Genomic DNA, 10,986 nt, shown 5'->3' with positions numbered 1-10,986 from the left:
CTACCGCCAGCACCTCGTCGAACATGCCGCCGCCCTCGGCATCGACATGGAAATCACCACCCGCACCCCCGGGACCAGGGGTTTCACCCCCATCCCGAAGCGGTGGGCGGTCGAGCGGACCTACGGCTGGCTCATGCTCCACCGCCGCCTGGCCCGCGACTACGAAACCCACCCACACCGCTCCGAAGCCATGATCCACCTCGCCATGACCGACCTCATGGCCCGCCGCCTCACCGGCGAGAACACCATCTCCTGGCGCGACCCGACACCAGCACATCAAAGCCGCATCCCAGGATGAAACAACAGGATGAAACGACCTCTAAGGAGTTCGACCATGGCGATTGGTCACCTGTCGCCGCCACCCGCTCCCAACACCTCAGCACATCCGCCGGCAACGCGTTCACTGGTGCGAGTGTCGGCAGGGTCATCTGCCGACACTCGTCATCCCGTCAGTACACCTCGAACGCGCTCACGTCGGCGATCACCGCTCCGCACGTCCCTTGGGTGCGCTGAACGGACTCGAAGGTGAGGCGGTGAGTGGCCTTGGTCGCCAGGAAGGAGACGTTGTGCGACTCCCAAACGGCGGGCTGAGCCGAGCTGCGGGCGGGCGGGTCTACCCGATACGGCTCTTTCCCTTCAATTTTGACGTTGAAGGGCACGGCGCCGCCGTTAGGCCCCCAGTTGTAGCAGCTGCCGTACATCGACCGCGTTGACTCGAACTTGACGTGGACCCAGGCTCCCGGAGTGACGTGGAGCACTTGGCTCAGTCCCCCTGGGCTGTACTGATTGTTCAGGTCGAGGCATTGCTGATCGTCGTCGCGGTTGCACAGGGTCTCCGAGTACATGTCGATCCCGGATCCGATGAGCGTCCAACCCTCAATGCCGGTGGCGGGGGCGATACTTGTGTACTGGCCGACCTGATGCGGTTGGGCGAAGTCGCCGTTGACGACTTCCACCGGATAGGCGTTGTCGGGAGGCTGGGCGCTCGCGGCCTGAGCGGCCGGCGCCGCCGCCAAGGCCAATGCCACCGCAGCTGCCGCACAGGCGTGCGCTGCGGCAGACGACGCCGAGCGCTTCCGCTGACGAGCGTTCTTCGGGCAAGAGTTCATTTTGAGCCTTTCCACGTGGCGGACCCGTACCTGATGGCAGTCGGGGACCGCACTTGACTACGGACACAGAGCGGCAGGGCACCCTTCGCGCGCAGGTCACCTCCTTCCTGGTCCGTCCATTGCCTGCGAACGGATGTCGTGATTTACAGCGGTGAACGACGGCACCGCCCACGAGGTCAATGTCTTGAACAGCTGTGCAGCGGCGGCCCGCGGAGTGGGCACAAGCGTGCTCGCGCGCGGCAGGTCCGTGAGGCGGCACGCGAGAACGTTCCGCGCGGTAGACCACTGCTTGTTTCGGGTGCCAGGCCAACGGCGTCGGTATGTTGACTCGTTAAGACCCGTTGCCCGGCGACTGGACAAGAGTCCGGCCATGAAGACGCTTGGGGCTGCGTTACGTGTTGGCGAAAAGCTGAAAAACGGGTTTGTGGAGGACCCGGTTAGAACTGGCGGGGTGCAAAGAAGCCGCGTTCCGCAGATGGGTGCTGTTGGCACGGGACGCGATATGGACATCGCTGCCAGAGCAACTGGCGTTCTTGATCTGCGGGCGGAGTCCGCTCGGGGGCCGGCTGGCGCTGTTGTCAGAGTGGAAGTGGAGAGCGAGGACCGGCGCATCGTGCTGCCTTCCATGAAGCCCAGTACACCCTGCGGGGAGGGACCAAACGCCGGACCGGATGCGGCCCAGTACAGTCGGCCCCCGCACGATGCCTTCCCCATCACATTGACAGCACATTGAGCCGTGTTGGCGGCGCATTACTCATGTGGGTGATTAAGTCGCATATAAGGATCGGATGGGAGCTCCGATCCTGGAACGTGCCCCGAGAGGCGTCACTCTTGTCTGGAACGGGCGTGACAGAGGCGCCTCAAGGTGAGACAGCGCCCATGCAGATGGGGCACCCTGGAAGTGGGATGCCCCCTCTGACTTGCTGATTGCCTGACCTGCCGCGATGGAGTGGGCCCGGGGCTTTCGCCCTGTCCTCGGGGACGCCTACGCGGCCGCGACCGCGGTCCTGTCCGGCCGGGCCACGGGAACTCCGAAGAGCCGCGACGGAATCGTGGAGGCGATCCGGGTCCTGCGCGTGACCCGCAAGAGTGCGGTCAAGGCTCGTACCCAGACTATCAACCAGATCCGCACCCTCATCGTCACCGCCCCTTCCGAAGGACGCGACAAACTGCGCGGCTTGTCCGCACGCGAGTTGATCGACGCCCTCGCCCGTTCCCGTCCCACCGACGACCTCGACGCCCCCACCTGCGCGGTCAGGACAGCACTCCGGCGGCTCGCCCGCCGCTACCAAGTGCTCGACGAGGAGATCAAGGACGCGGACAAGGAGATCGGACCGCTGGTCACCCAGGCCGCACCCCGGCTCGTCGCGCTGCCCGGGGTCGGCCCCGAAACCGCCGGCCAGCTGCTGACGACCGCGGGTGACAATCCCGACCGGCTCCGCTCAGAAGCAGCCTTCGCACACCTCTGCGGAGCGGCCCCCGTCCACGCAAGCTCCGGCCGCACCAACCGCCACCGGCTCAACCGGAGCGGCGACCGCGCGGCCAACAACGCCTTGCACACGATCGTCCTCGTCCGCATGAAATGCGACCAGCGCACCCAGGAGTACGTCGCCCGACGCACCGCAGAGGGCATGGTCATCATGTGCTGTCTGAAACGGTTCGTCGCCCGCGAGATCTACCGCCACCTACCTCACGTGATCCACATCTCACGAACCCTCCCACAGACCACTTGACCCTCTATAGGAGCTTCTCATCTGCCTCACAACGGACACCGTCTAAAGTGGCGCGCTAGCCGACCATGATCACCACCAGCGTCAGCAGCTGTATTGGTGTCCCGTCAAGGTAGCAATCGGTCCCACCAGGGGACTCACGGGTCAAAGAGACAGACTCTAGCCAGGAAAGCTTGCCAGACATGCCATGTCTAACTGGTCGTAATGCATGACAAATGCTGGCCAGTAGAGCAAATCGCCTGACCAATCCATGCTTTTCATCCCTGCATGCCAGTTGACATCCCAGGGAGATATGACGGACCTTCATGCGGAACAAGCGACGCCCCCATGCACAGCAGCCACGCCACTTCTGCGCGCCTGCCTCGAGGCGCGTGTCCCGAGGGCGGGCGGCCACACTCAAGTGAAAGGGACACGAATGCAGAGAGATGGCATGCATATGACATTCAGCGCACCGTGGTGGGGGCGTTGGGGGCGTACGGGGGTGCTGGCCGCGGTGACCGCTTTACTGGCGGCGCTTTTGAGTGGGGTCGGTGCCGCCGGGGCGGCGCACGCGGCGACGGTGGATACGAACGACTGGTATGTGCTGGTCAATCGTGGCAGCGGCAAGGTGCTCGATGTGTCGGGTGCGAGTGGTGCCGACGGGGCGGGTCTGTCGCGGTGGGCGCGTCATGGCGGGGCCAATCAGGGTTCCAGTTCGTTGACTCGGGTGGTGGTTACTACCGGTTGAAGGCGCAGCACTCGGGCAAGGTGCTGGACGTCTACAACTTTTCCAGCGCGGACCATGCGGGCATCGTGCAGTGGGGTGATGCGGGTGGCGTCAACCAGCAGTTCCGGCTGGCTGATTCGTCGGACGGTTACGTCCGGCTGATCAACCGCAACAGCGGCAAGGCTGTCGAGGTTCAGAACGCCTCCACCGCGGACGGTGCCAAGGTCGTGCAGTTCACCGACTGGGGCGGGGCCAACCAGCAGTGGCAACTGGCCCCCGCTACAGGTGCGTTGGCACAGGTGCACACCGCGGGGCGGGTCAAGGACGCCGGAAACACCGTGCAGTACAGCTGGCCCGGCGTGTACTTCGAGGGCCGCGTCCGCGGCACCGGCGTGGGCATCGTGCTCAATGACTCGGCCGCCGATTACGACGTCCAGGTCGACGGAACCACCGTCGCCACACTCGTCACGCCCGGCGACACCACGCACTGGATCGAGGGGCTGCAGAACCGTGAGCACACCGTCCGGCTCGTCAAGCGCAACGACACCCCAGGAGACACCAGCACGTTCGGGGGGCTTCCTGGCCGCGCCCGGCGGTGCCGTACTGAGCAAACCGACGGCCCGCAACCGCCAGATCGAGTTCATCGGTGACTCCCTCACGGTGGGCTACGGCAACCTCTCGACCTCCCGCGACTGCACCTCGGACCAGGTCAAGCGGACCACCAACGCCGACGTGAGCTACGGCGCCCTCACCGCCCGGCAGTTGAATGCCGACTACCAGATCAACGGCTATTCGGGTCTCGGCATGGTGCGTAACTACAACGGAGGCTCGCCGGATGTCACGTACCGGACCTTCTACGATCGTGCCCTGCTGAACGTGTCCGGCGACGTCTGGCAGAACCCGGGCACCTGGCGCCCTCAGCTCGTGGTGGTCAACCTCGGCACCAACGACTTCTCGACCGCCGTCAACCCCGGTGAGCCGTGGACGCCCGACCGCCTCGCGGCCGCCTACCGCAGCGCGTACGGCGATTTCCTCCAGAACCTGCGGACGCGCTACGGGGCCGCCACGACCATCGTGGCCGTGGGCACCGGCCAGTTCGCCGGCCAGGTCCAGCAGGTGGTCAAGGCGCGCGACGACGCCGGCGACAGCCGGGTTCGCTACTGGTTCCTCGACGACTCGGACCTGGACTTCCTCGGCTGCCATTGGCACTACTCGGCCCACGACGACCGAGTCATCTCCGACCGGCTCACCTCGTTCGTCGCCGGTCTGCCGATGGGCCGGTGACGGCACCGACCGCCCACGAGCACCACAGATCCGGCTACGGGACATCCGACTCCTGATGTGCTGCGGCTCGACCCGGCGGCCGGGAATGCCGACCACCGTCACCGCGCCGCGTGCCCGGGCGCACCGGCAGGGATACCGGCGCGCCGACGGCGACGAGTCCCGTGCCGACCGCGACGAGTCCGACGATGCGCGGCAGAGCCGGGCCGGCTCCCCGCCGCGCGTTACTCGCGCTGCCGGTGTGTCGGCGCCGCCCCCCGCTCAGCCCTGCACCCGGCGGTCAGGAACGCACCGGCCGGCGGGGCTGCCGCTAGCGATGAACGTCCGGCGGCCGTTGGGGTTCGTCGACTTCGTCTCCTTTGGGGTCTCCGACGCCAGCAACACCGCACCGCACCTACGCCGGGCCCGCGCCTTCGACGAGGGCGGCCGGGGCCTACTGCTCGTCGCCCAGCTCACCCAGGGGTGGGGTACGCGGCACACCACCGACGGCAAGACGATCTGGTGCGCACAGACCCTCCCCGAGCCCGAGCCGCGATGAGATCCAAGCCCGGCGGGCCATCGCCGGGCTCGGCCACTTTGGAACGAGCACGACGGGGAGCCGACCCTGGGCCGGGCACGATCGGCTGGGTCGAACACCAGCAGCCAGACATGGGATGTTAATGAGTCAGGGTCGGAGAGGGACAGAACGGCGAGCGGGCCGTCGGAGCAGCGACGACTAGACGAAACGGCGCAGAGCTCGCGCCTGTGCGGCCGACCCCAAATTGTGGCATCCATGGGATGTACAGGTAGGAATTTGCGTGATATCTGTACGAGTGCGCCTTGAGGGGCCACCCCAAGGCCGAAGCCGCTCGGTACAGGACGGCCGGGGCAGACGGGACACCGGATGGCTCGGTGTTGTCAACGGTCACAGCGCAAGAGGCTCGCCGCCAGGCCGTTCTGCCAGTACGTCAGGGCGGCCGCCGACGCCAACCGGGCGGCACGACGGCCGAGTTGCCCACTCGAACGGCGATTCAGCCCCGTTGATTCAGCACTCACTCGTCCTGAGAGGACGCCTGAATGAGAAATCCTTGGACTTTACCCCTCATCACCCTTGTCACTGCCGCGCTCGGGGTGACGGCGGCTGGTGCGCCCCCTGCCTCCGCCGCCTCCACCACGCCGTTACGGGTCATGCCGTTGGGCGACTCGATAACCTGGGGCGTGGGAAGCAGTACGGGCAACGGCTACCGGGGTCCGTTGTGGGACAAGCTCGCGGCGGACGGTCATCCGCTGGACTTCGTCGGCACGTTGCGGGGTGGTTCGATGTCCGACCCCGACAACGAAGGCCACTCCGGACACCGCATCGACCAGATCGCCGCACTTGTCGACGCCTCGCTGACCCGCTACCGGCCCAACGTCGTGACGCTGGAGATCGGCACCAATGACCTCAACGGGAACTACGAGTCCTCCACCGCCACCGCTCGGCTGAAGTCGCTGGTCGACCAGATCACCACCGCCGCCCCCGACGCAACCGTCCTCGTGGCCTCCCTGGTCGTGTCCACCAGCGGCACGGTGGAGCAGTACCGCGCCTCGTACAACCAGGCCGTCCCCTCTCCGGCCGCGTTCCCGAACTCGAGCCTGAGGCCCGCGCCCTGGTCCACGAGGCGGTAGCGGCGTACAAGGCCACCCGCGCCGACCTGCCGCACGCCGTGCCGTCCTGGCCACTGGGCCTTCCCGCCTGGGACGACCCCTGGATCGCCCTGGCCCTGCGTACTCCCGCCACCACCTACCTCACCGCCTGGCGCCGCCCCGGAGCCGACACCACGGCGGCGCTTCACCTGCCCCACCTGCGGGACACCGCCGCCCGTGTCGACCTGCTCTACCCCTCGGCCGGCCGGGCCGTTTCCGCCTGGACGCCCGACACGCCCGAGCTGAGCCTCACCCTGCCCACCGCGCCGTCCGCCGTCCTGCTCCGCATCACCGCCCCCACGGATCCCGGCGCTCCATGAACCACCCCACGCCCGCATCACGAATCGACGAGAGGACCCATCGGGTGCCCCCTCTGCACCGGCCGGACGGACGCTGCACCAACCCCGTGATCCCCGGCCTCCACCCCGACCCCAGCGTCTGCCGCGTCGGCGACGACTACTACCTGGCCTGCTCCAGCTTCGAGTACTTCCCTGGCGTCCCCCTGTTCCACAGCCGTGACCTGGTGCACTGGACGCAGATCGGCAACGCCCTGGACCGGCCGGACCAACTGCGTCTGCCCGCCTCCATGTCGTCCTCCGGTGGGATCTACGCCCCCACCCTGCGCCACCACGACGGCCGCTTCTGGCTGATCGTCACCAACTGCAGCGAGGGCGGCGGCAACCTGATCGTCACGGCCACCGACCCCGCCGGACCGTGGTCGGACCCCATCTGGGCGCCCGGTGTCCCCGGCATCGATCCCGACCTGGTCTGGGACGAGGACGGCACCTGCTGGTGCACGGTCGCCGGGGTCTCGCAGGTCCGTATCGACCCGGCTACCGGGCAGACGTACGGAACACCGCACAGGCTCTGGTCCGGCGGGCCCGGCGCCAAGGCCCCGGAGGCGCCGCACCTGTACCGGATCGGCGCCTACTGGTACCTGCTCATCGCCGAGGGCGGCACCGAGCGCGGCCACGGTGTCTCGATCGCCCGCGGCCGTACGCCCGCCGACCCGTTCGAGCCGTGCCCGGCCAACCCGATCCTCACCCATCGCGGCACCGACCATCCCGTCCAGAACACCGGGCACGCCGACCTGGTCCAAGGCCCCGACGGCTCCTGGTGGATGGTGCTGCTCGGCGTACGGCCGGGCGGCGGCACGCCGGGCTGGCACGTGCTCGGCCGGGAGACCTTCCTGGCACCCGTGACCTGGGTGGACGACTGGCCGGTCGTCGGCGAGGTCGCCCTGGACCTGCCCGAACTCCCGTGGTCGCTCTCCCCCGGCCCGGTCGAAGAGCAGCGGGACGACTTCGAACTCGCCGAACTGCGACCGTCCTGGATCTCCCTGCGCGACCGGCCCGCCGAACACTGCACCACCAAGGAGCGCCCCGGCTGGCTGACCCTGCGCGCGCGGGGCGGTTCCCTGGACGAGCCCGACGTGGTGTTCACCGGCCGGCGCCAGCAGCACCTCGCGTGCCGGGCACGGACCCTGACCGACCCGTCGGAAGGCCGCGGCGGCCTCGCCGTCCGGCTCGACGAGCACCACCACTACGCGATCGAGGTGTCCGGCACGGAGGTACGGGTCATCGTGCGCGTCGGCTCCCTGCGCGCGGTCGTGGCCGAACAGTCCGTGCCTGCCGGGCCGGTGGTCCTCGCCGTCACGATCACGGAACCGCCGTCTCCGCACGGGCCGTGCACCGGACCCGACGTCGTCTCCCTCGGCGTCGAGCAGCCCGACGGCACGTTCACCGAACTCGCGGCCCTCGACGGCCGCTACCTGTCGACCGAGGTCGCCGGCGGCTTCACGGGCCGGGTCATCGGTATGTACGCCGCGGAAGGCACCGTCCACTTCGACTGGTTCGACTACGAGCCCCTCGACGGCTGATCCCTGGCCCCCTCCGCACCACGACACACATCACACCCGCACGAGCGACCGAAAGGCATGACACATGAAGGACATACGGCACCCCGCGCGGCACCGCGGCCGGGGCCCAGGACGCCTGGCCGCCCTGCTGCTGACGCTGGCCGTCATGTTGGGGCTGACCGGCGGCACCGCGCTGGCCGCACCCGACGGCACGAAGAAGGCGTCACCGTCGGCGGTCAGTGTTCCGGCTTCCGCCATGGACGCGGTCGCGGCGATGCAGCCGAGCTGGAACCTGGGCAACACCCTGGACGCCATCCCTAACGAGGACTCCTGGGGCAACGGGCAGACCAGGAAGGCGACGTTCGAGAAGATCGCCGCGGAAGGGTTCCGCAGCGTCCGCATCCCGGTGACCTGGAGCGACCACCAGTCCGCCACCGCGCCGTACACCATCGACGCCACCTACATGGCCCGCGTCAAGCAGCTCGTCGACTGGGCGCAGGACAGCGGCCTCTACGTCGTGCTCAACGTCCACCACGACTCGTGGATGTGGGTAGAGAAGATCCCGAGCGACCACGACAACGTGATGGCCCGGTTCGACTCCACCTGGTCCCAGATCTCCACGACCTTCCGTGACGAGCCGCGCAGTCTGATCTTCGAGGGCATCAACGAGCCGAGCTTCGCCAACTCCACGGACGCCCAGAAGGTCCACTACCTGAACGAGCTGCAGACCTCGTTCCACTCCGTGGTCCGCGCCTCGGGTGGCGCGAACGCGAGCCGCATCTTGTCGCTGACCACGCCGGGCGGCAGCGGTGACCAGGTCCACCTGAACAACCTGTACACCACGATCGCCGCGCTGAACGACAGTCAGCTCGTGGCGCAGGTGCACTTCTACAGCTGGTACCCGTTCAGCGTGAACGTCGCGGGCGGCACCCACTACGACGCCGCCGCGCAAAAGCACCTGGACGACACCTTCGCCAACTTGCACCACACCTTCGTCGCCAAGGGCATCCCGCTCTATCTCGGCGAGTACGGTCTGCTCGACTATCCCAATCACTTCCACCCCTCCCGCGTCGAGCGGGGCGAGGCACTGAAGTACTACGAGCATGTCGGCTACGGGGCACGCAAGTACGGCATCACCACCGCCCTGTGGGACCCGTTCTCCTACCTGAACCGCGAGACCCTCGAGTGGCGTGACCCGGCCCTGTTCGCCGCCATCAAGTCGAGCTGGACGACCCGCTCGGGTACGGCCTCCTTCGACAAGGTCTTCGTGCCGAAGTCCAGCCCGGTCACCGCCAAGTCGCTCACCCTGAACCTCAACGGCACCACGTTCCGAGGGGTGTGGCAGGGCGCCACCAAGCTGGCCGCGGGACGGGACTACACCGTCTCCGGCAACCGGCTGACCTTCACCGCCAAGGCGCTGACCCGCCTGGTCGGCGACCGCGCCTACGGCGTCAACTCGACGCTCCAGGCCCGGTTCACCCGTGGGCTGCCCTGGAACATCGACATCGTCACCAACGACGTCCCGGCGCTGTCGGACGCCACCGGCACCACCGGCTCGTTCACCGTTCCCACCCAGTACCGGGGCAACGACCTGGCGACCATGCACGCCACGTACGCCGACGGCACCAACGCCGGCCAGACCGACTGGACCCCCTTCCAGGAGTTCAACAAGGCCTTCTCGCCCGACTACCGGAACGGCGCGATCATCCTGACCCCCGAATTCCTCAACGCGCTCCGCGACGGGGAGCCGGCGACACTGGTCTTCCACTTCTACAGCGGCGCCACCGTCACCTACCACGTCACCAAGTCCGGCAGCTCGGTCACGGGCACGGTCTCCTGACCTACCGCGCAACACACTGCGGGCCGAGGTCGACCGCGTCCAGGGAAGGACGCGGACCGACCTCGGCCCTGATGTTGGGTTCAGCCGCCGTTGATGGTCAGGTTGTTGGTGTTGAAGTTGAGTCCGCCGGACGACGAGGTGACCTCATAGCCGAACTGGACGTCGCCGATGGTCTCGTTGCCGGACATCCAGCCCTTGGTGTAGGCGATCCAGTTGAGGATCGGCTTGATGTCCACGGTGCCGGAGCTGGAGTCGGACGTCCGCAGGAACGAGAACACCTGATTCGACCCGTTGCTGCCCTTGTAGACGTTCCAGTTGTGGCCGCCGAGCGTGACGTTGGCCTGCCAGGTGCCGATCGGGCCGACGGCTCCGTTGTCGTTGACCCAGAGCATGATCTCGTACTGGTGGTCGGTGTCCCAGATGTCGTACGACGTGTTGTACGCGCCGGACGACGGGACGCTGACGTTGTAGTTGCTGGTGAGCCAGCCGAGGGAGTCGATCGTCTTGTTGATCGTTTTCGTTGAGTTGGGGTAGGACTTGATGCCGCCGGTGTTGGGGTGGTTGGCCCAGACACCCCAGTTGGTCCCGGAGTTGGCCCAGACGCACTGGCTGCCCGCGCCGGAGCCCCAGATGTTGTTGTAGAGCCTGTAGCCGTTCAGGCTGGTGTTGCCCCATCGGTCGCAGGAGTTCCAGACTGCTGCCGAAGCGGGGGCGGAGGCCAGGCCGACGGTGGCACCGAGAGCCATCGCCGGTGCCAGCACCGCCATGGTGATCTTGCGTATCGTGCTTCTGACCAT

7 protein-coding genes and 4 pseudogenes are annotated in these 10,986 nt (G+C 67.4%); 9 read left to right on the top strand and 2 right to left on the bottom strand.

Going from position 1 to position 10,986, the window contains the following annotated elements; genetic code table 11:
- The coding region (locus G412_RS0129290) for an IS5/IS1182 family transposase (protein ID WP_028814333.1) at window positions 1–298 on the top strand (298 nt) is incomplete at its 5' end.
- A gap of 151 nt (window positions 299–449) precedes the next feature.
- Here G412_RS0129290 and G412_RS0129285 read toward each other — a convergent pair.
- Window positions 450–1,124, bottom strand: a complete 675-nt coding sequence (locus tag G412_RS0129285) for a DUF642 domain-containing protein (RefSeq protein ID WP_157839189.1) — start codon at window positions 1,122–1,124, stop codon at window positions 450–452.
- Between the two features lie 965 nt (window positions 1,125–2,089).
- On the opposite strand from G412_RS0129285, the pseudogene G412_RS36515 reads away from it, so the two are divergent.
- From G412_RS36515 to G412_RS0129250, 8 genes and pseudogenes are all read left to right on the top strand, one after another.
- Window positions 2,090–2,842 (top strand): annotated as a pseudogene (locus G412_RS36515) (transposase); the annotation flags it as partial.
- 433 nt (window positions 2,843–3,275) lie between these two features.
- Window positions 3,276–4,195, top strand: a pseudogene (locus G412_RS41200) (RICIN domain-containing protein).
- Window positions 4,196–4,205: 10 nt separating this feature from the next.
- Window positions 4,206–4,829: an SGNH/GDSL hydrolase family protein gene (locus G412_RS36510; RefSeq protein WP_244283292.1), complete on the top strand. Its 624-nt coding sequence runs from the start codon at window positions 4,206–4,208 to the stop codon at window positions 4,827–4,829.
- Window positions 4,830–5,190: 361 nt separating this feature from the next.
- Window positions 5,191–5,364: pseudogene (locus tag G412_RS0129270) on the top strand (ATP-binding protein); the annotation flags it as partial.
- Window positions 5,365–5,882: 518 nt separating this feature from the next.
- A pseudogene (locus G412_RS36505) lies at window positions 5,883–6,413 on the top strand (SGNH/GDSL hydrolase family protein); the annotation flags it as partial.
- Between the two features lie 98 nt (window positions 6,414–6,511).
- On the top strand, window positions 6,512–6,811 hold the full coding sequence (locus G412_RS0129260; protein ID WP_028815155.1) for a hypothetical protein: 300 nt from the start codon (window positions 6,512–6,514) through the stop codon (window positions 6,809–6,811).
- A gap of 44 nt (window positions 6,812–6,855) precedes the next feature.
- The gene (locus tag G412_RS0129255) at window positions 6,856–8,370 is read left to right on the top strand and encodes a glycoside hydrolase family 43 protein (RefSeq protein ID WP_051338682.1); all 1,515 of its coding nucleotides are present in this window, start codon (window positions 6,856–6,858) and stop codon (window positions 8,368–8,370) included.
- A gap of 64 nt (window positions 8,371–8,434) precedes the next feature.
- Window positions 8,435–10,189 carry a cellulase family glycosylhydrolase gene (locus tag G412_RS0129250; RefSeq protein ID WP_028815153.1) on the top strand — a complete coding sequence of 585 codons (1,755 nt, stop codon included), beginning with the start codon at window positions 8,435–8,437 and terminating at the stop codon, window positions 10,187–10,189.
- Window positions 10,190–10,269: 80 nt separating this feature from the next.
- Here the strand turns inward: G412_RS0129250 and G412_RS0129245 are convergent, their stop codons facing one another.
- A complete protein-coding gene (locus G412_RS0129245) occupies window positions 10,270–10,986 on the bottom strand; it encodes a glycoside hydrolase family 12 protein (RefSeq protein ID WP_028815152.1) in 717 nt (238 codons plus the stop codon).

The organism is Streptomyces flavidovirens DSM 40150, from assembly GCF_000429085.1.
In the GTDB taxonomy this organism is placed as follows: Bacteria; Actinomycetota; Actinomycetes; order Streptomycetales; family Streptomycetaceae; genus Streptomyces; species Streptomyces flavidovirens.
The sequence above is the reverse complement of the archived record's forward strand: the minus strand, read 5'-3'. Positions and strand labels throughout refer to the sequence as shown.

Bases quoted from the DNA above. Each gene is read 5' to 3' on its own strand.
- G412_RS0129245 (WP_028815152.1), bottom strand. From the start codon at position 10,986: ATGGTCAGAAGCACGATACGCAAGATCACCATGGCGGTGCTGGCACCG.
- G412_RS0129250 (WP_028815153.1), top strand. From the start codon at position 8,435: ATGAAGGACATACGGCACCCCGCGCGGCACCGCGGCCGGGGCCCAGGA.